Source organism: Pseudomonas sp. AC532 (genome assembly GCF_979258965.1).
Genome location: NZ_OZ409888.1, coordinates 341,235 through 358,459 on the forward strand (window position 1 = coordinate 341,235; position 17,225 = coordinate 358,459).

The window sequence follows — 17,225 nt, forward strand, 5'->3', positions numbered from 1 at the left end:
AGCCGAAACGGCCTGTTTTCGAGGGCGCCCGAGGCGAGCCGATGAGCGGCGGCAATATGCCACATGCAGGCGAATGCAAACGGGCTAGACTTCGATCGTCATCAACAGGGGGAAGGAGTTTCCAAGATGATGTCCGTCCTTGAACAACGCCGCATCGTCGAATGTGCATTTCTGCCACTGGCCTGCAGTTGCACCATCGATAGCAACGAGTCCGTGACCATCCAGATCAGGGATCCGGTCACCTACCGGGTGTACCTGAATGTCAGCGGCATATCCCGGGCCGAGCTATCCACGTCGCGACAGATATCCCAGTTGGTCATGCAACTGCGCCAGGATCTGCGCGCCCTCAATTGCGGAGAAGATCGCAGGCAGGCCTGACGTCGTACCTGGCGCTCGTGATCACACAGTGTGAACTGCCGCCGCGTTGTGCAGCCTCAGTTAGCAGTACTGACCGAGGAGGTGACGATTATGGATGGTGGAAAATTCGACGGTTACGACCTGGAGCGTTTTCATGCGCTGCTGGCCGAAGAGCTTGGGTTGACGGGTGACGAGCTGGAAACCTGGATGGAGGAGGAGCGCGAGCGCGTCGACGAAGACGGCCAGTTGATTGGTCATGCGATCGTCTTCAAGCCGGACATGCCCTTCGATCTGCGCGCCCGGGTGCGCGGCATGGCAGGCGAACATGTCGCTCATACCGGGCTGATACCGCTCGATTCGTAGGGGCATGACCCCGCGTGCGGCAAAAAACCTGAACTATGGCGACTGGCTGTGCCTCCAAATGAGCGACAATCACTTATGGAGAATTCGCAAATGGCCCGTAAAACTTCGCTGGAAAGCGGCCTGGATCAGTTTCAACAGGACAGTGCCAAGGAACTGAAGAAACTTCTCGATCAGGCCAGCAAAGCGCTGGGTGACGCCGAATCGTTCTCCGGCGACAAGGCACACGAAGCCCGTGAAAAAGTGATCGCATTGCTCAATGAGGCCAAAGGCACCATTACCGAAAAGAGCCGAGAGGCAGTCGAGTTGGGGCGTGAAACCATTGGCAACGCCCAGGACCGTATCGAGAGCAACCCCTGGACATCCGTGGCAGTCGCCTCGGGTTTCGGCTTGTTGATCGGCCTGTTGGTTGGTCGCGGCAGCAAGTAACGGGACCTACGGCCATGGCGGCGAGCCTGGCCGGCGTGCCGGCCTCCGCGATGCGTGCCGGAAACCCGCTCAATAGCCCTGTAGATCAATGATTTACGGGGCTTTTTATTGCGCCCTTTGACCTTGCGGCGGTGCCTGGGGGTGTATATAGTCCAGCCCTCGCATATTTCGCCGCCCCGATGGTGAAATTGGTAAACACAGCAGACTTAAAATCTGCCGACCGCAAGGTCTTGCCGGTTCGATTCCGGCTCGGGGCACCATCTGCGGCGCAACGCTGCATCCTTGCGAGTGACTCTTTCCGAATTCAAACCTGGCTTGCGCGTTCACTCGACGGCGTTCATAGCGTTGCGCCTTTTCACGGGCAACCAGGCCGGCCGCGGTTAGAAGTGCGTCTTGACCAGCAGGCTGATGGCGCTTTGGTTGGTGCCGCCCAGGTCGTCAGCCAGCGGGCCGTTCTCATCGATGCCATATTTTTGTTTCCAGCAGTCGTACTCGACGCCCACGTAGAATTTCTTGCCCCAGCCCGTGGCCTTGGCGAGGTCGTATTTGATCTGCGGGTAGATGTGCAGGTTGGCTTGGTAACTGTCGTCGTTGTCGACCACCCAGTCGATGAAACCATCGATTACCAGATCGGAACGGCCACGGTGTAGCTCTATGCCGGGGCGATCTACATGGCGGCCGATTCGCTTGCCGTCCGGGCGGCGCAGGTAGGTTTAGCGTTCCAGGCCAACCAGATCGTGGCCTGGATAAACGTCTTGTCGATTCGGAGAGTCCGATCCTTGTGTTTCGGACTGTTGGAAATCCACTTTGAGCCAGGCTCGATCCATTATTCAGCTGCTACCGAAGCAAGCCCGGCTGCAGTGCAACTTGCCGCAGACACAGAAACCCTGGCCACTGTCGCCCCGAAGTTGTTGGCGTAAAGAAATTCGTACTTCAAGCCATCACCGATGGGTTTGCGGAGCGCTGCGTTGGTGCAGGTCTGTTTCACCAAATCGGTGCGCATCTCAGCCACCGCGTCTTCAGTGAACTCGCCCCCGTCGTAGTTGATGAACGTGTAATGGTAAGTGACCAGAGCGCCCGGGCCAGCCTCGGCTTTTTCGAGGCGGACTTGTTCGTCAATGATTTGGGGCGCTTCACGATTGACCATGATGGCGGTCATTCGCGCAACTTCGGTCGCACTTTCTAGCGCTTCAGCGGCCACCCTTTCAGGGTCGCGGTCACTGTAGACGGCCTTGTATGCGACGAGGCCGAACAGAGTGGCGGCGCTTAGCAGAGATATGGAGAGAGTGCGGTTCATCTGTCGGTCCTTGATTGGCCAGCTGACGCGGTGGAAGTCCTTTGAGAGGCTGGTAGGGCAGGGACTGTAGATGTCTTCCTGCTCTTGCGAAGTCCCATCGCGACAGTACTCTCGCCCCACGGTGAGCGTAGTTGCGCCGTAGGCTTTCTTGCCGGATTTACGGATGAACTTCCCATCAGTGCGGGCTAAGCTTTGCTGCCCCGGCCATGCAGGTAGCCGAAACCTTGCACCTGAAGGCGCTGTTGGCTGGCTTGCCGGGGGCCAGCGACACAAGCATAAGTGCTTCGGAGTCGGTAATCACCTGGAAATACCCACTAGCGATTGACCGTTTGCGGTAACGCCCAGCAAAAGGCAGAGTTCGGGTGGCCCTTACAGCTGAACGCCGTTTTCTCGTGAGAGAAAACGGCGCAGCTTGCCAGGCGGGCTAGAGCAACTGATCAGGCGTGGAGTCGTTTGGCCGTTTCGACGCCCGAGGCGCTGAGTTTGATGGGATAGCTGAGCGACAGCGCGCCAGCGCTGCCGGTGACGGCGCCATCGTGAATCAGCCCGCTGTCCTGCAGGTGCTTGAGCGTATCGGCGACCGCGTGCTCGCCACGGAAGTTGTCCAGCACCTCCTTGCCTAGCCCCTCGGGGTGAGCATGCAGCAGGCGGGTGAGAACCTCTTTCTTCAAATCATTGTCAATGGACATGCGAACCTCGCGTTGCGGTGGGTTTCATGGTTTGTGACTGCGTGGCAGAGCAAACGTTTTAAGTGATGACCGTCCTGCCGTTGTAAGCCGCGAGCGTCCTGATAAACTGCTTCGGCGTCGATAACCCTCTCTCATTCAGGGACTTCCATGATCAAGAAATGCTTGTTTCCCGCCGCTGGCTACGGCACCCGTTTTCTCCCGGCAACCAAAGCCATGCCCAAGGAAATGCTGCCGATCGTGAACAAGCCGTTGATCCAGTACGGTGTGGAGGAAGCGCTGTCTGCCGGCCTTACCGAAATCGCCATGGTGACCGGTCGCGGCAAGCGCTCTCTGGAAGATCATTTCGATATCAGCTACGAGCTCGAAGAGCAGATCCGCAATACCGACAAGGAAAAATACCTGGTTGGTATCCGCCGGCTGATCGACCATTGCACCTTCTCCTACACTCGCCAGGTCGAGATGAAGGGCTTGGGCCACGCGATTCTCAGTGGCCGCCCGCTGATCGGCGACGAGCCGTTTGCCGTGGTGCTGGCCGATGACCTGTGCCTGAACCTGGAAGGCGACAGCGTGCTGACCCAGATGGTCAAGCTGTACAACCAGTTCCGCTGCTCGATCGTCGCGGTGCAGGAAGTGCCGATGGACGAAATCCACAAGTACGGCGTGATCGCTGGCGAGATGATCCGCGATGACATCTTCCGCGTGAACAGCATGGTCGAGAAGCCCAAGGCTGAAGACGCACCTTCCAACCTGGCGATCATCGGTCGCTACATCCTGACTCCGGATATCTTCGAGCTGATCGAAAACACCGAGCCGGGCAAGGGTGGCGAAATCCAGATCACCGACGCACTCATGAAGCAGGCCCAGGACGGCTGCGTGCTGGCCTACAAGTTCAAGGGCCAGCGTTTCGACTGCGGTGGTGCCGAGGGCTATATCGAAGCGACCAATTTCTGCTTCGAGAAACTCTACAAGACCGGCAAAGGCTGACAGCTCGCGGCCGTAACGAAAAACCGCCTTCGGGCGGTTTTTTCATGCTCTGGTTTCCGGCTGCGCCGTTTAGGCCCAGGCGCACCCTTCAGCTGGCATTGACCGGGGTGGCGCCGGGGCCCAGTGGCTGGCCATAGCTGAATTCGACCTGATGACCGGCCGGATCCCGCACACCGCAGTAATAGCCCACCGGGTAAGGCTCGTCACGCTGAGCCCAGAGCAGGCAACCCGCGGCGCGGGCCTTGCTGACGACTGCATCGACCTCGGCACGACTTTGCAGCGCGAAGCCGAAATGGCTGTAGTCGCCCGCTGCCAGTTGACGCGGCTCACCGCCTGGCATGATGACGAAGATGAAGTCGCTCTCGCGGCCCGGCTCTGCCATCCACACGATCTCCGAGCCCTTGCCGGGGCGGCGATGGATGACGCACATGGCGCAAAAGTCTTCGTAGAAATCGATGCAGGCCTGTAGATCCGGCACGTGCAACGCCAAATGAGTGAGAACTGGGCGCATGAATGTGCTCCTTGATTAAAGCTCTAGACAGGGCCGCGCCTTGACAGTTTGGTCGAAGTGCCAGGCGGGCAGGGGGCCGCGTTTACGGTATGCTCTGCATCTGTTCAGGAGGCTGTGATGACCTACGACTTCGATCTTTTTGTAATCGGCGCCGGTTCCGGCGGTGTGCGCGCAGCGCGTTTTTCGGCAGGCTATGGTGCCCGTGTGGCTGTGGCGGAAAGTCGCTACCTGGGAGGCACCTGCGTCAATGTGGGGTGCGTGCCGAAAAAACTGCTGGTGTATGGCGCGCAGTTCGCCGACGAGTTCGAGCATGCCGAAGGCTTTGGCTGGACGCCTGGCCAGGCGAGCTTCAGCTGGCCGACGCTGATCGCCAACAAGAACCGCGAGATCGAACGCCTCAATGGCATCTACCGCAAGCTGCTGGTAGGCAGCGGCGTGACGTTGCTCGAGGGCCACGCGCGGCTCCTCGACGAACACAGCGTCGAGGTCGGTGGCAAGACCTACAGCGCGCAGCGGATCCTCATCGCCACCGGTGGCTGGCCTCACATTCCGGAGATTCCCGGCCACGAGCATGCGATCAACTCCAACCAGGCATTCTTCCTGGACGAGTTGCCCAGGCGCGTACTGGTGGTGGGTGGCGGTTACATCGCCGTGGAGTTCGCCTCGATCTTCAACGGCCTCGGTGCACAGACGTCGCTGCTCTATCGCGGGGATCTGTTCCTGCGTGGCTTCGACAATTCCCTGCGAACCCACCTGCATGAAGAGCTCGGCAAGCGTGGCCTGGACGTGCAGTTCAACACCGACATCGTGCGTATCGACAAACAGGCCGATGGCAGCCTGCAGGCAACCCTGAAGGATGGCCGTACGCTGCAGGCCGACTGTATCTTCTACGCCACCGGGCGGCGGCCGATGCTCGACAACCTCGGCCTGGAAAACACCGGTGTGACCCTGGACGACAAGGGCTATATCGAGGTCGACGATGAATACCAGACAAAGGCGCCATCGATCCTGGCCATCGGTGACGTGATCGGCCGCGTGCAGCTGACTCCCGTGGCACTGGCCGAAGGCATGGCGGTGGCACGTCGCCTGTTCAAACCGGACGAGTACCGCAAGGTCGATTACCGGATGATCCCCACGGCGGTGTTCAGCCTGCCGAATATCGGCACCGTGGGCCTCAGCGAAGAGCAGGCGCGCGAGGCGGGGCATGAGGTGACGATCTTCGAGAGCCGCTTCCGGCCGATGAAGCTGGCCCTGACCGAGAGCGACGAACGCACGCTGATGAAACTGGTGGTCGACGCCAAGACGGATCGCGTGCTGGGCTGCCACATGGTCGGCCCCGATGCGGGCGAGATCGTTCAGGGCCTGGCTATCGCGCTCAAGGCCGGGGCGACCAAGCAGGTGTTCGACGAAACCATCGGCGTTCACCCCAGCGCCGCCGAGGAATTCGTCACCTTGCGCACGCCGGTGAACTGAGTTGTCGATGAGTGAGTTGTTCTACCTGGCGGACCTGTTCGGGGTGGCGGTCTTCGCCATCACCGGCGCGCTGATGGCCGGGCGCAAGTCCATGGACCTGTTCGGGGTGCTGGTGATCGCCATCATTACGGCACTGGGCGGCGGTACCCTGCGCGACGTGATTCTCGACAACCATCCGGTAAGCTGGATCCGTAACGATACCTACATCCTGGTCGCCTCGGTGGCGGCGGTCGGCACCGTGATCTGGGTGCGCCTGACCCGGCCGATCCATGAGAAGGGCCTGCTGATCGCCGATGCCTTCGGCCTGGCGGTGTTCACCGTGATCGGCACCGAGGTGGCGTTGCAGTACGCCATGCCGTCCAGTACGGCGGTGATCATGGGCGTGATGACCGGCGTCGCCGGCGGGGTGATGCGCGATGTCATTTGCAACGAAATCCCGCTGATCTTCAAGAAGGAAATCTACGCCACCGCCTGCCTGGCCGGCGCGGTGACCTTCGTGCTGCTGCGCATGCTGGAAACCCCGCACTGGCTGGATACCGGTGTGGCCATGCTGGTGGTGCTGGGCATTCGCCTGGCCGCGATTCGCTGGCGCTTTTCACTACCCCGGTTCCACTTGCTGGACCGCGAGTGAAACCCATCGCCTGACTGTTCGTTCTCGCAACTTCCACTGCTCGCCAAGGATGGTTCGATGCACCGCTTGCTTCTGTGTCTTTGCCTGATCGGCTCAAACGTTACCGCTCAGCAAGTGGTCAACGACGTGAGCGGTCTGAACCCTGTGGTGATGGCGCGCGTGATCGCGCCGCGCAGCGAGCAGGATGTCGTCGATGCGCTGCGCAGTTACGTGGGGCCCGTCAGCATTGGCGGCGGGCGTTACAGCATGGGAGGGCAGACCACTGCAGACGGCGCACTGTTGCTGGACATGCGTGGTCTCGACCAGGTGCTGTCGTTCTCTGCCGAGCGCCGCGAGATTCGCGTACAGAGCGGGATTACCTGGCGCGCGATACTCGAATACATCGACCCATACGACTTGTCGCCGCAAATCATGCAGTCCTACGCCAACTTCACGGTGGGTGGCTCGTTATCGGTCAACGTGCATGGCCGCTATGTAGGCGAGGGGCCCATCGCTGGGTCGGTAAAGGCCATCCGTGTGGTGCTCGCCGATGGCCGCGTGGTTGACGCCACCCCGAGCCATAATGCCGCGCTGTTCCATGGCGTGGTCGGTGGCTACGGTGGCCTTGGGGTCATCATCGAGGCAACGCTGGGCCTGGTCGAGAACACCCGTATCGCCCGCGAAAGTCAGGTCATGGCCCTGCAAGACTATCGGCCCTGGTTCTACCGCGAGATAGCCGCCCAGCCCGACCTGGTGATGCACAACGGCATTCTCTATCCCGATGACTTTTCCACGGTGCGCGCGGTTTCCTATCGGCGTACCGAAGCAGCGCTGACCGAAACAGACCGCCTGAGCCCAGCGCAGCAGGGCAGCCATCTGCAGCGCGCGGGCATTCGCATGAGCGGCTCGCCGGCGGGCATCAAATTGCGCGAAGCGGCACTCGATCCGCTGCTGTATCGCAGCCCCAAGGTGCAATGGCGCAACCACGAGGCCAGCCTCGATGTCAGCGAGCTGGAGCCGATATCCGGGCCGGATTTCAGTTATGTGCTGCAGGAGTACTTCGTGCCGCCAGGGCAGCTGGAACGGTTCGTTGGCGAACTGGCGCGCCTGACTCATCAGCACCAGGCCAAGCTGATCAACGTGTCCATTCGCCATGCCAAGGCCGATCCGCGCACGTTGCTCAGTTGGGCGCCGGAAGAAGTTTTCGCCCTGGTGCTGTATTACCGCCAGGGCACATCGCCGCTAGAGCGGGAAAGGGCAGCTGCCTGGACCCGTGACCTTATTGCAGCCGCATTGCGCTGTGGCGGGCGGCATTACCTGCCGTATCAGATTCACGCCAGCCGCGAACAGTTTCTACAGGGTTACCCAGGGGCAACGGAGTACTTCGCGCTCAAGCGCCAGGTGGACCCCAGCAACCGATTTCGCAACCGGCTGTGGGATGCCTATTACCAGCCCTGATCAGTGATGCGTGGCTGCCTCGCCGAGAAATTTGCTGAGAAATTGCTGGGTGCGTACCTGCTTGGGCGCGCTGAACAGCTCACGCGCATCGCCCTGTTCGACGATGACGCCGCCGTCGATGAAGATCGCCCGGTTGGCCACGTCACGGGCGAAACTCATCTCGTGGGTGACGATGACCAGCGTGCGGTTTTCTTCAGCCAGGGCGCGGATTGTCGCCAGCACTTCACCTACCAGTTCCGGGTCGAGCGCCGAGGTCGGTTCGTCGAACAGGATCACGTCCGGTTCCATGGCCAGCGCCCGGGCGATGGCCACGCGCTGTTGCTGGCCACCGGACAGGCGCTTCGGGTAGGCGTCTTCCTTGCCGGCCAGGCCCACCTTGGCCAGCAGTTGCCGACCCAACTCGATAGCCTGCTGACGAGGCTGTTTCTTTACCACCACCGGGCCTTCGATGACGTTCTCCAGGGCGCTGCGGTGGGGGAACAGATTGAAGTTCTGGAATACGAAACCCACCTGCTGGCGCAGCTTGCGAATCAGCCCCTGTTGCTGGCTGATCGGCTTGCCGGCGTCGATTTCGATTTCGCCGACGCGGATGCTGCCGCCATCAGGGGTTTCCAGAAGGTTCAGGCAACGCAGCAGGGTGGTTTTGCCCGAGCCGCTGGGGCCGATGATGGCGACGACCTCGCCAGCGGCGATATCCAGATCGATACCCTTGAGTACGCTCTGGCCCTTGAATGATTTACTCAGGTTGCGAACGGTGATCATGCTTGAGGCCATCAGTTATCCGCCTCGTGGCGGTTGACGCGTGCTTCCAGACGGTTCTGCAAGTGCGCCAGCAGGCTGGAGAGTATCCAGTAGATCACCGTCGCGGCCAGGTACATGGCAAACACCTCGTAGGTGCGGGCGGTGATCAATTGGGCCTGGCGGAACAACTCGGGCACCTGGATGGTGGCAGCCAGCGCGGTATCCTTGACCAGCGAGATGAAGCTGTTGCCCAGCGGTGGCAGCGCCGTGCGCATCGCCTGGGGGAGAATGGTGCGCAGCATCGTCTGGCTCTTGCTCATGCCGATGCTGGCAGCGGCTTCCCACTGGCCGCGGTCGATGGACGCGATGGCGGCCCGCATGATCTCGGCGACATAGGCCGCCATGTTCAGCGAAAAGCCGATCAGCGCCGCGGTCAGAGGCTCGAGTTGCAGCCCCAGCTCAGGCAGGCCGAAGTAGATGATGAACAGCTGTACCAGCAGCGGCGTGCCGCGAAAGAACGAGATGTACACCCGTGCCAGCCAGCCCAGCGGGGCGATGGCGTAGAGCCTGACCAGGGCAAGCCCGAAGCCCAGGAGCATGCCGAAGAACATGCCGCCAAGGCTCAGAACGATCGTCCAGATTGCGCCCTTGAGCAGAAAGGGCAGGGAGTCCAGCACCAGTTGGAAGGTGTCCGGCGTCATTGCGTGACGTCAGCCTTGAACCACTTTTCGGAGAGCTGTTTCAAGGTGCCGTCGGTGCGCAGTTTATCAAGGGCCTTGTTGATGGCCGCGAGCAGCTCCGGGTTGCCTTTGCGCAGCGCGATCCCCGACTCCTGGCGCGAGAAAGCCTCGCCCGCGACGGCCATGCGCTCGCCGGTCTTGGCGACCATCTCGAATGCGGCCAGGCGATCGACCAGCACCACATCGATACGGCCAACGTTGAGGTCCTGGAACTTGGTCGGATCATCGTCATAGGTACGGATATCGGCCTGCGGTACGTTTTCCTTCAGCCATTGCTCGTAATTGGTGCCGAGGCCAACACCCACTTTCTTGCCGGCAAGATCCGCTGCGGTCTTGACGCTGTCGACGTCGCTTTTGCGGGTCAGTGCCTGAATACCGGAGACGGTGTAGGGTACGGAGAAGTCGTATTTTTTCTTGCGTTCATCGGAGATCGTCACCTGATTGATCACGATGTCGATACGGCCCGATTCGAGAGACGCGAGAATGCCGTCCCACTTGGTCGGCTGGAAGCTGACCTTCACGCCCAGCTCCTTGGCCAGCGCGGTGGCCAGGTCTACTTCGAACCCCGCCAGCTTGCCGCTCTCGTCCTGAAAGTTGAAAGGCGGGTAGGTGCCTTCCAGACCGACCTTGATGCTGCCGTTTTCCTTGATTTTCTGTAAGTCATCGGCCGCGAAGGCCTGACCGCCAAGGCCGGCGAAGAGCGCCAGGCCGAGGCTACCGATAAGGAAATGGCGACGCAGTGTGGCGATGGTCATGATGGAGCCTCGGACAGTGGTTGGGACGCAGCACTCTAGGGTTGACTGGGCGGCTGTGGAAATAACTGAAAATTATTTATATATAGCGATCAAGGCGTCAAGGACTGATAAGCGAACAGCGCCGGGGCGCCACCGGTATGCAGAAATACGATGGGTTTACCCTCTTCGAAGGCGCCCTTGTGGACGCCGTCCAGCAGCCCGGCGAATACCTTGCCGGTGTACACCGGATCGAGCAGCAACCCCTGGCTGCTGGCGAGCAGGCGGATCGCATCCAGTGTGCCGGTATTGGGTTCGCCATAGCGCGGGCCGTAATAGTCGTCCCACAGCTCGATGGTCAACTCATCCGGTACACCGATGCCGAGCAATTCGGCAGTTCGCTGCACCAGCCCCAGTACCTTGGGACGCTGCAGGTCGGCCGGGCGCGATACGGTGATACCAAGCACATGCCAGTCTGGCAGCACATGGGCCAGCGCCAGCGCGAGGCCGGCGTGGGTCGCACCACTTCCCGAGGCCAGCACCAGGGTGCCGGTTTCGAGGCCCATGGCGCTGACCTGCTCGGCGAATTCGATACCGGCCTTGACGTAACCCAGGGTACCCAGTGCGTTGGAGCCGCCGATCGGGATCACATAGGGGCTCTTGCCAGTGGCGCGCAAACGCTCGGCCTTGGCCATCAATAGCAGGTCCGGCTCGTCGAGGTTGTCGACGACCTCGACACGGGTGCCAAACAGGTCCAGCAGCAAGCGATTGCCGTTGTGCAGGTAATTCTGTTCCTGGGTATCGATCGGATTTTCCAGCAGCGCGACACAGGCCAGCCCCAGTTTGGCGGCCAGCGCTGCGGTCTGGCGCACGTGGTTGGACTGGATGGCGCCTGCGGTAATCAGGGTGTCGGCATGCTGCGCCATGGCATCGGCGCCAAGGTATTCCAGCTTGCGCGCCTTGTTGCCACCCAGGGCGAACAGGGTCAGGTCATCGCGCTTGACGTAGATGTCGCGCCCGACATGATGGGACAGGCGCATCAGATGCTGCAGCGGTGTGGCGTGGGGAACCAGTTCGAGTCGTTCGAAACGGCTCAGGGCTTCACTGATCATGGCATTCACCGCAGTAAGAGGAATGACTAACACTTTAGAAGTGACCGCCCGAAACACAACAAGTGCGTAGCATCCCCGTTGTTCCTAAAAGAAATATGGGAATGAATTAAAAGTATTTTCCTCCAACAACTCACGGCCTTATTGTCCGCGCGCCGTCCTGCCTGGTCACGGCTCAACCCTTACCGCCGCTGGTGACCCCACCGGTGCTACCGAGAATAAACATGAGAAAGACGCTTCTATTGGCCGCCTTGGCTGCTGTGCTGACCACCCAGGTGTCCGCTGCCGAAACACTCACTATCGCCGCCACACCGGTTCCCCATGCGGAAATCCTCGAACTGATCAAGCCGAAGCTGGCCGAGGCAGGCATTGATCTGCAGATCAAGGTATTCACCGACTACGTGCAGCCCAACCTGCAGGTCGAGCAGAAGCAACTCGATGCCAACTACTTCCAGACCAAACCGTATCTGGACAGCTTCAATGAAAGCCGCGGTACCCATCTGGTAATCGTCAAGGGTGTGCACGTCGAGCCTTTCGGCGGCTATTCGCGCAAGTACAAGAGCCTGAAGGAACTGCCGGACGGTGCCACCATCGCCATCCCCAACGAAGCCAGCAACAGTGGTCGCGCGCTGCAACTGCTGCAACACGCGGGTCTGCTGACCCTGAAAGACCCGGCCAACATCCAGGCAACGCCGAAGGATCTGGCTACCAACCCGCACAACTTCAAATTCAAGCAGCTCGAAGCGGCCATGCTGCCGCGCGTGCTGGATCAGGTCGACCTGGCATTGATCAACACCAACTACGCGCTGGAAGCCAAGCTAAACCCGAACAAGGATGCGCTGGTGCTGGAAAACAAGGATTCGCCGTACGTGAACTACCTGGTAACACGCCCGGACAACCAGAGCAGCGAAGCCATCAAGAAACTGGCAGACGCATTGACCAGCCCGGAGGTGAAAGCCTTTATCGAAAAGAAATATTCAGGTGCTGTAGTCCCGGCCTTCTAAACGCCGCGAGCTCTCCCGCGCTGACCAAAACGCCGACAAAAGCTCAGCTTCTGTCGGCGTCTTTATTTTTAGGGTGTCGTAGTACCGTTGAACTGTTTCCGAAATGCCCCAGGCAATATGCCGGTGACTTTGGCGAACGCCCGTGTGAAGGCCGCTACCGACTGATAGCCCACGGATTCGGCGGCGTCGGCAACGGCGATCCCTTGCCTGAGCAGCCGTGAGGCCTGACGAATCCGCAGGCTGATCAGCATTTGCCCAGGCGAGGTGCCCGCAAGTTCCTGAAAACGCTTGCAGAAAGCCGAGCGCGACAGCCCGGTGTAGCTGGCCATTTCCTCCATGGGCCAGCTGTGTTCGGGGCGGGCGATAAGCTGTTCGATCAGCGCGCTGAACTGTGGCTGACGCGCCAGGCCTAGCAGGCCGCCGAGTTGCTCGGCCTGACCTTGTTCGCGCAAGACGTAGAGAAACAGCAGGTGACTGAGCCGCTCGAGGAAGGCATCGGAAGGGCCGTCGCCCCGCGCGCACTCGTCGAGAATCAGCTCGAACAGCCGGCGCGCCGCACTGAGCGATGGATCACCGGCACGCAGTACCAGAAAAGCTGGCAGCGCCTGCAGGATCAGGCTGCTCAGGCCTGGGCGGAAATGGAAAAATCCGCAGACCAGACCTACGCCCTCGCGGGGCTGTTGCTGCAACGGCTGCATCCCGACTTTGGGGCTGCAGCGCGCTGCATCGACATCCGCCGCGTTGGACAGGCGATAGCGAATGTCGTGGAGCAGGAACACTGCATCGCCAGCATGCAGATCCATGGGCTCACCGCCATCGTCGAGGTGCAGCCAGCAATCACCGTGCAGCAGCACATGGAAACTCGCCCTGGCCAGGCCGTGGGTGCTGGCTTGCCAGTTGCCGCAATAACGGCCGACATGGAACAGGCTGGTGTCCAGTTCCAGGCTCTCTAATAACCATTCAAAGGGGGGTAGGGACGAATTCATCTAATGAAAAGACTCAAGAGCAAGTAATAGCTACTTTCTCATATTGTTTGGCTTTCTTATAACCAAGAGAATCGATCGTAATTCGCTCAACCCTGGAGTTATCCCATGTCTCGCGTGACCTTGCATACCGTGGAAACCGCTCCCGTAGAGGCCCAGCCTTTTCTACGCAACGCCCAGGCCGCTTCCGGGTTCGTTCCCAACCTGCTGGCCGTGCTCGCCAATGCGCCGGCCGCGCTGGAAACCTACATCACCGTCTCCGGCCTGAATGGCAATACCAGCCTGGGGCTCGCCGAGCGCGAGGTGATCCAGTTGATCGCCGCGACCACCCACGGCTGCGCCTTCTGCGTTGCCGGCCACACGGCGGTCGCCAGCAACAAGGCCAAGCTGCCTGCCGAGGTCGTCGACGCACTGCGCGCCCGCGGCGAGCTACCGGACACCCGTTACGAAACCCTGGCTCAGTTCACTCGCGAGATTATCGCCACCCGCGGCAATGTCAGCGATACGGCGTACCAGGCATTTCTCCAGGCAGGCTTCACCGAGGGCCAGGCCCTGGAGGTGATTCTTGGGGTGAGCCTGGCCACCTTGTGCAACTTCGCCAACAGCTTCGCCCACACGCCGCTTAATCCGGAACTGGAACGTTATCGTTGGGATCAGGCCGGCGCGTGAGCCGTAGAGGAGATTTCGCCATGCTGGATGCCAATCTGAGCCGCTGGCTCGATGAACAGGCCGGGTCGCTGGACAGCGGCCAGTGCGATGCCGAAGCCGTGCTGCCGCAGTTGGCGGCTGCCGGCGTGCTGCGCCTTGGCGTGCCGAAAGTGCTGGGCGGCGAGGGCGGCCACGTGGTCGACGCGTTACGCGCGGTGGCCGATGTGGCCAGCCATTCGCTGACGGCCGCCTTCGTATTCTGGGGCCAGCGTGCATTCATCGAGTATCTACTGCAGGGCGACAACCCGGCGCTGAGCGAGCGCCTGCTGCCTGCGCTGCTCAGTGGCGAACAGGCCGGCGCCACCGGACTGTCGAATGCAATGAAGTACCTGTCGGGTGTCGAGGAGCTGGGCGTCAATGCTCAGCCCGCCGATGAAGGCTGGACCCTGAATGGACGGCTGCCCTGGGTCACCAATCTGCGCAAGAGCGGCTTCGTGGTGGCGGCAGCGATCGATCTGCCTGATGCCCAGCCGTTCGTGGCGGCATTTCCGGGAGATCTGGGTGGTGTCGAGCGCAGCGAGGACCTGCAACTGCTCGGTCTGCAGTCCAGCAACACCGCTGCGTTGCAATTGCATCAGGCGCAGTTGCCCCGCGAATGGCTGATCGCTGCCGACGCCAGACGTTTTCTGCCGCAGGTACGCCCGGCGTTCCTGGGCTTGCAGTGCGGGCTGTCGATTGGCCTGGCACAGCGCGCACTGGCTGAGGTGCATGCGGCGTTGGCGCAGCGCTCGATCCTGAACCGCGAATACGAGCAACTGGCGAACACCTTGGGCCTCGAGCGCTTGCGCCTCGAGCAGGGGCTGCATGACGGCAGCTTCCTCGCTCAGCCAGCGGCGTTGTTCGCACTGCGCATCGGCCTGGCCGAGCGCGTCGCCCAAGCACTGCAACTGGAACTGCAGGCCAGTGGTGGCCGCGCGTATTTGCAGCCTCATGGCGATGGTTTCGCCAGGCGCTGGCGAGAATCGGCCTTCGTGCCGGTGGTCACCCCCAGCCTAGTGCAACTGCGTGCCGAGCTACAGAAGAAAGCCGCCGGGGTGTCGGCGTGAGCACGGTATTACAGGCTCGGGACATAGGCCTCGCTTACCCCCAGGGCAAGGGCTGGCAGCAAGTGCTCGAAGGTTTTCAGCTCGATCTGCAGGCTGGAGAAGTGGTGAGCATTCTCGGCCCCAGCGGCGTAGGTAAATCCAGCCTCCTGCGGGTGCTGGCCGGGCTACAGCAGCCGAGCCAGGGCAGGGTGGAGCTATTCGGCGAAGCCTTGCGTGGCCCGCATCCGCGGGTGGCGGTGGCCTTTCAGGACCCCTCGCTGCTGCCCTGGCTGAGGCTGGAAAAGAACGTCGCCTTCGGCCTGGATTTCGCTCGGCAGCCACGCCGTGAGGCAGCCCTGCGCGAGGCGTTGATTGAACGCGCAATCGCCGCGGTGGGCCTGAGCGAGGCACGCGGCCGTTATCCGGCTGAGCTATCCGGTGGTATGGCCCAGCGTACTGCGCTGGCTCGTTGCCTGGCGCGCGAGCCCCAGGTGCTGCTGCTCGACGAACCCTTTGGCGCCCTGGACGAAGTGACCCGGGCGCAGATGCAGCAGTTGCTGCTCAAGATCATCCGTGAACAGCGCACCGCAGCCGTGCTGATCACCCATGACATCGATGAAGCGCTGCTGCTCTCCGAACGTATTCTGCTACTGGGCGACACCCCGGCGCGCACGTTGGGCGAGTGGCACATCGACCTGCCGCACCCCCGTGCGGATCTGGTCGACGAGCTTGGCGCGCTACGCGTCGACATCCTCAAAACCCTACGGCGGGCGAGCCGCGATCACGCACCCTCACCCCTGCAGGAGCCACAGCATGTGCCTGGACGATCCGACCCATTCCCGACGTGACATTCTCAAACTCGCCACACTGCTGACCGCAGCCGGCGCATTGCCTTTACTGAACAGCCTGCAGGCGCGGGCGGCCAGCGAGCCCGACGCGCCGGTGCGCATCGGCTACCTGCCGATCACCGACGCCACGCCGCTGCTGGTGGCGCACAACAACGGCCTGTTCGAGGCCGAAGGCATCGAGTCCGAACGCCCGGTGCTGCTGCGTAGCTGGGCTCAGGTGATCGAGGCGTTCATCTCCGGCCAGGTGAACGTCATTCACCTGCTGTCGCCGATGACCGTCTGGGCGCGATACGGCAGCAAGGTGCCAGCTAAGGTGGTGGCCTGGAACCATGTCGGCGGCTCGGGCCTGACCGTGGCGCCGGACATCACTGATGTCAAACAGCTCGGCGGCAAGACCTTGGCCATCCCGTTCTGGTATTCGATCCACAACGTGGTGGTGCAACAGCTGCTGCGAGACGCTGGCCTGACCGCAGTGAGCAAGGCGTCCACCGCCAGCCTTGCCGCCAATGAGGTCAACCTGATCGTGCTGGCGCCTTCGGACATGCCGCCCGCCCTGGCCAGCAAGCGCATCGCCGGCTATATCGTCGCCGAGCCGTTCAACGCCCTGGCGGAAAACCTCAAGGTAGGCCGTATCCAGCGCTTCACCGGCGATGTGTGGCGCAATCACGCCTGCTGCGTGGTGTTCATGCATGAACACGACCTGAACAACCGGCCGCAGTGGTCGCAGAAGGTGGTGAACGCCATCGTCAAAGCGCAGTTGTGGACCCGCGACCACCGCGAGGAGGCAGCGCAGTTGCTGTCCAAGGACGGCAGCAATCGCTACACGCCGCACACCCCGCAAGTGCTCAAGCAAGTCCTGGCTCCTGCAGCCAGCGAGCGTGAGGCGTACCTGGCCAGCGGTGCGATCCAGCATGGTGACTGGGCCGACAAACGCATCGACTTCCAGCCCTATCCGTTCCCTAGCTACACAGAGGAACTGATTCGTCGTCTGAAGGGCACCCTGATCGAAGGTAATAATGGCTTTCTCGCCAGCCTTGACCCCGCCACCACTGCCCGGGATCTCGTCGATGATCGATTCGTGCGCACGGCTATCGAAGCGGTTGGCGGCCTAAAGGCATTCGGCGCACCGGACAGCTTCGAGCGAGTCGAGGAGATTACCGTTTGATCA

Annotated in this window: 21 protein-coding genes and 1 tRNA gene; 13 read left to right on the plus strand and 9 right to left on the minus strand. The window is 61.4% G+C overall.

Features of this window, described 5'->3' with window-relative positions:
* The first annotated feature begins 126 nt into the window (after nt 1–126).
* The 4 genes from ACZ0AV_RS01665 (at nt 127) to ACZ0AV_RS01680 (ending at nt 1,406) form a co-directional block, all read left to right on the plus strand.
* A complete protein-coding gene (locus ACZ0AV_RS01665; protein ID WP_499149429.1) occupies nt 127–378 on the plus strand; it encodes a DUF1652 domain-containing protein in 252 nt (83 codons plus the stop codon).
* A 90-nt stretch (nt 379–468) separates the two neighbouring features.
* Complete coding sequence (locus ACZ0AV_RS01670) at nt 469–720, plus strand: hypothetical protein (protein ID WP_499149430.1); 252 nt, start codon at nt 469–471, stop codon at nt 718–720.
* A 90-nt stretch (nt 721–810) separates the two neighbouring features.
* On the plus strand, nt 811–1,146 hold the full coding sequence (locus ACZ0AV_RS01675; RefSeq protein ID WP_499149431.1) for an ElaB/YgaM/YqjD family protein: 336 nt from the start codon (nt 811–813) through the stop codon (nt 1,144–1,146).
* Nucleotides 1,147–1,319: 173 nt separating this feature from the next.
* Nucleotides 1,320–1,406, plus strand: a tRNA-Leu gene (locus ACZ0AV_RS01680).
* 120 nt (nt 1,407–1,526) lie between these two features.
* Here ACZ0AV_RS01680 and ACZ0AV_RS01685 read toward each other — a convergent pair.
* From ACZ0AV_RS01685 to ACZ0AV_RS01695, 3 genes are all read right to left on the minus strand, one after another.
* Nucleotides 1,527–1,748: a hypothetical protein gene (locus ACZ0AV_RS01685; RefSeq protein ID WP_499149432.1), complete on the minus strand. Its 222-nt coding sequence runs from the start codon at nt 1,746–1,748 to the stop codon at nt 1,527–1,529.
* A gap of 224 nt (nt 1,749–1,972) precedes the next feature.
* The gene (locus tag ACZ0AV_RS01690; RefSeq protein WP_499149433.1) at nt 1,973–2,443 is read right to left on the minus strand and encodes a hypothetical protein; all 471 of its coding nucleotides are present in this window, start codon (nt 2,441–2,443) and stop codon (nt 1,973–1,975) included.
* A gap of 437 nt (nt 2,444–2,880) precedes the next feature.
* Nucleotides 2,881–3,132, minus strand: a complete 252-nt coding sequence (locus ACZ0AV_RS01695) for a hypothetical protein (protein WP_499149434.1) — start codon at nt 3,130–3,132, stop codon at nt 2,881–2,883.
* A 147-nt stretch (nt 3,133–3,279) separates the two neighbouring features.
* On the opposite strand from ACZ0AV_RS01695, the gene galU reads away from it, so the two are divergent.
* Nucleotides 3,280–4,116: a UTP--glucose-1-phosphate uridylyltransferase GalU gene (galU, locus tag ACZ0AV_RS01700; RefSeq protein ID WP_499149435.1), complete on the plus strand. Its 837-nt coding sequence runs from the start codon at nt 3,280–3,282 to the stop codon at nt 4,114–4,116.
* Nucleotides 4,117–4,204: 88 nt separating this feature from the next.
* On the opposite strand, the gene ACZ0AV_RS01705 is transcribed toward galU, so the two are convergent.
* Nucleotides 4,205–4,627 carry a VOC family protein gene (locus ACZ0AV_RS01705; RefSeq protein ID WP_499149436.1) on the minus strand — a complete coding sequence of 141 codons (423 nt, stop codon included), beginning with the start codon at nt 4,625–4,627 and terminating at the stop codon, nt 4,205–4,207.
* 117 nt (nt 4,628–4,744) lie between these two features.
* On the opposite strand from ACZ0AV_RS01705, the gene gorA reads away from it, so the two are divergent.
* Genes gorA through ACZ0AV_RS01720 form a run of 3 tightly spaced genes read left to right on the plus strand, consistent with a single transcriptional unit; the run spans nt 4,745 to nt 8,168 of the window.
* Nucleotides 4,745–6,100, plus strand: coding sequence for a glutathione-disulfide reductase (gene gorA / locus ACZ0AV_RS01710; RefSeq protein ID WP_499149437.1), 1,356 nt, complete (start codon nt 4,745–4,747; stop codon nt 6,098–6,100).
* Nucleotides 6,101–6,107: 7 nt separating this feature from the next.
* Nucleotides 6,108–6,731 carry a trimeric intracellular cation channel family protein gene (locus ACZ0AV_RS01715; RefSeq protein ID WP_499149438.1) on the plus strand — a complete coding sequence of 208 codons (624 nt, stop codon included), beginning with the start codon at nt 6,108–6,110 and terminating at the stop codon, nt 6,729–6,731.
* A 57-nt stretch (nt 6,732–6,788) separates the two neighbouring features.
* Nucleotides 6,789–8,168: an FAD-binding oxidoreductase gene (locus ACZ0AV_RS01720; protein WP_499149439.1), complete on the plus strand. Its 1,380-nt coding sequence runs from the start codon at nt 6,789–6,791 to the stop codon at nt 8,166–8,168.
* Here ACZ0AV_RS01720 and tcyN read toward each other — a convergent pair whose 3' ends face one another.
* The 4 genes from tcyN to ACZ0AV_RS01740 form a co-directional block, all read right to left on the minus strand.
* Nucleotides 8,169–8,930, minus strand: coding sequence for an L-cystine ABC transporter ATP-binding protein TcyN (gene tcyN, locus ACZ0AV_RS01725; protein ID WP_499153262.1), 762 nt, complete (start codon nt 8,928–8,930; stop codon nt 8,169–8,171).
* An 11-nt stretch (nt 8,931–8,941) separates the two neighbouring features.
* The gene (tcyL, locus tag ACZ0AV_RS01730; protein WP_499149440.1) at nt 8,942–9,610 is read right to left on the minus strand and encodes a cystine ABC transporter permease; all 669 of its coding nucleotides are present in this window, start codon (nt 9,608–9,610) and stop codon (nt 8,942–8,944) included.
* Nucleotides 9,607–10,404, minus strand: coding sequence for a cystine ABC transporter substrate-binding protein (gene tcyJ, locus ACZ0AV_RS01735; protein WP_499149441.1), 798 nt, complete (start codon nt 10,402–10,404; stop codon nt 9,607–9,609). Before tcyJ ends, tcyL begins: the two co-directional genes overlap by 4 nt.
* Before the next feature lie 89 nt (nt 10,405–10,493).
* Entirely contained in the window at nt 10,494–11,492 is a 999-nt protein-coding gene (locus ACZ0AV_RS01740; RefSeq protein WP_499149442.1) for a D-cysteine desulfhydrase, read from the minus strand.
* A gap of 221 nt (nt 11,493–11,713) precedes the next feature.
* Here ACZ0AV_RS01740 and ACZ0AV_RS01745 point away from each other — a divergent pair, with 221 nt between their 5' ends.
* Nucleotides 11,714–12,493: a MetQ/NlpA family ABC transporter substrate-binding protein gene (locus tag ACZ0AV_RS01745; protein WP_499149443.1), complete on the plus strand. Its 780-nt coding sequence runs from the start codon at nt 11,714–11,716 to the stop codon at nt 12,491–12,493.
* A 68-nt stretch (nt 12,494–12,561) separates the two neighbouring features.
* On the opposite strand, the gene ACZ0AV_RS01750 is transcribed toward ACZ0AV_RS01745, so the two are convergent.
* A complete protein-coding gene (locus ACZ0AV_RS01750) occupies nt 12,562–13,479 on the minus strand; it encodes an AraC family transcriptional regulator (RefSeq protein WP_499149444.1) in 918 nt (305 codons plus the stop codon).
* Nucleotides 13,480–13,584: 105 nt separating this feature from the next.
* Between ACZ0AV_RS01750 and ACZ0AV_RS01755 the strand changes: the two genes are divergently transcribed.
* Genes ACZ0AV_RS01755 through ACZ0AV_RS01770 form a run of 4 tightly spaced genes read left to right on the plus strand, consistent with a single transcriptional unit; the run spans nt 13,585 to nt 17,222 of the window.
* Entirely contained in the window at nt 13,585–14,145 is a 561-nt protein-coding gene (locus tag ACZ0AV_RS01755) for a carboxymuconolactone decarboxylase family protein (protein WP_499149445.1), read from the plus strand.
* Between the two features lie 20 nt (nt 14,146–14,165).
* Nucleotides 14,166–15,230 carry an acyl-CoA dehydrogenase family protein gene (locus ACZ0AV_RS01760; RefSeq protein ID WP_499149446.1) on the plus strand — a complete coding sequence of 355 codons (1,065 nt, stop codon included), beginning with the start codon at nt 14,166–14,168 and terminating at the stop codon, nt 15,228–15,230.
* Entirely contained in the window at nt 15,227–16,057 is an 831-nt protein-coding gene (locus tag ACZ0AV_RS01765) for an ABC transporter ATP-binding protein (RefSeq protein ID WP_499149447.1), read from the plus strand. The genes ACZ0AV_RS01760 and ACZ0AV_RS01765 overlap by 4 nt, the downstream gene beginning before the upstream one ends.
* Nucleotides 16,023–17,222, plus strand: a complete 1,200-nt coding sequence (locus ACZ0AV_RS01770; protein ID WP_499149448.1) for an ABC transporter substrate-binding protein — start codon at nt 16,023–16,025, stop codon at nt 17,220–17,222. Before ACZ0AV_RS01765 ends, ACZ0AV_RS01770 begins: the two co-directional genes overlap by 35 nt.
* Nucleotides 17,223–17,225: the final 3 nt, after the last annotated feature.

What these genes read in the sequence shown, in the direction of transcription:
- ACZ0AV_RS01750 (WP_499149444.1), bottom strand. Translation starts at nt 13,479, where the DNA reads ATGAATTCGTCCCTACCCCCCTTTGAATGGTTATTAGAGAGCCTGGAA.
- ACZ0AV_RS01690 (WP_499149433.1), bottom strand. Translation starts at nt 2,443, where the DNA reads ATGAACCGCACTCTCTCCATATCTCTGCTAAGCGCCGCCACTCTGTTC.
- ACZ0AV_RS01770 (WP_499149448.1), top strand. Translation starts at nt 16,023, where the DNA reads ATGTGCCTGGACGATCCGACCCATTCCCGACGTGACATTCTCAAACTC.
- galU (WP_499149435.1), top strand. Translation starts at nt 3,280, where the DNA reads ATGATCAAGAAATGCTTGTTTCCCGCCGCTGGCTACGGCACCCGTTTT.
- tcyN (WP_499153262.1), bottom strand. Translation starts at nt 8,930, where the DNA reads ATGATCACCGTTCGCAACCTGAGTAAATCATTCAAGGGCCAGAGCGTA.
- ACZ0AV_RS01755 (WP_499149445.1), top strand. Translation starts at nt 13,585, where the DNA reads ATGTCTCGCGTGACCTTGCATACCGTGGAAACCGCTCCCGTAGAGGCC.
- ACZ0AV_RS01665 (WP_499149429.1), top strand. Translation starts at nt 127, where the DNA reads ATGATGTCCGTCCTTGAACAACGCCGCATCGTCGAATGTGCATTTCTG.
- ACZ0AV_RS01740 (WP_499149442.1), bottom strand. Translation starts at nt 11,492, where the DNA reads ATGATCAGTGAAGCCCTGAGCCGTTTCGAACGACTCGAACTGGTTCCC.
- tcyJ (WP_499149441.1), bottom strand. Translation starts at nt 10,404, where the DNA reads ATGACCATCGCCACACTGCGTCGCCATTTCCTTATCGGTAGCCTCGGC.
- ACZ0AV_RS01745 (WP_499149443.1), top strand. Translation starts at nt 11,714, where the DNA reads ATGAGAAAGACGCTTCTATTGGCCGCCTTGGCTGCTGTGCTGACCACC.
- gorA (WP_499149437.1), top strand. Translation starts at nt 4,745, where the DNA reads ATGACCTACGACTTCGATCTTTTTGTAATCGGCGCCGGTTCCGGCGGT.
- ACZ0AV_RS01695 (WP_499149434.1), bottom strand. Translation starts at nt 3,132, where the DNA reads ATGTCCATTGACAATGATTTGAAGAAAGAGGTTCTCACCCGCCTGCTG.
- ACZ0AV_RS01670 (WP_499149430.1), top strand. Translation starts at nt 469, where the DNA reads ATGGATGGTGGAAAATTCGACGGTTACGACCTGGAGCGTTTTCATGCG.
- ACZ0AV_RS01715 (WP_499149438.1), top strand. Translation starts at nt 6,108, where the DNA reads ATGAGTGAGTTGTTCTACCTGGCGGACCTGTTCGGGGTGGCGGTCTTC.
- ACZ0AV_RS01705 (WP_499149436.1), bottom strand. Translation starts at nt 4,627, where the DNA reads ATGCGCCCAGTTCTCACTCATTTGGCGTTGCACGTGCCGGATCTACAG.
- ACZ0AV_RS01720 (WP_499149439.1), top strand. Translation starts at nt 6,789, where the DNA reads ATGCACCGCTTGCTTCTGTGTCTTTGCCTGATCGGCTCAAACGTTACC.
- tcyL (WP_499149440.1), bottom strand. Translation starts at nt 9,610, where the DNA reads ATGACGCCGGACACCTTCCAACTGGTGCTGGACTCCCTGCCCTTTCTG.
- ACZ0AV_RS01675 (WP_499149431.1), top strand. Translation starts at nt 811, where the DNA reads ATGGCCCGTAAAACTTCGCTGGAAAGCGGCCTGGATCAGTTTCAACAG.
- ACZ0AV_RS01760 (WP_499149446.1), top strand. Translation starts at nt 14,166, where the DNA reads ATGCTGGATGCCAATCTGAGCCGCTGGCTCGATGAACAGGCCGGGTCG.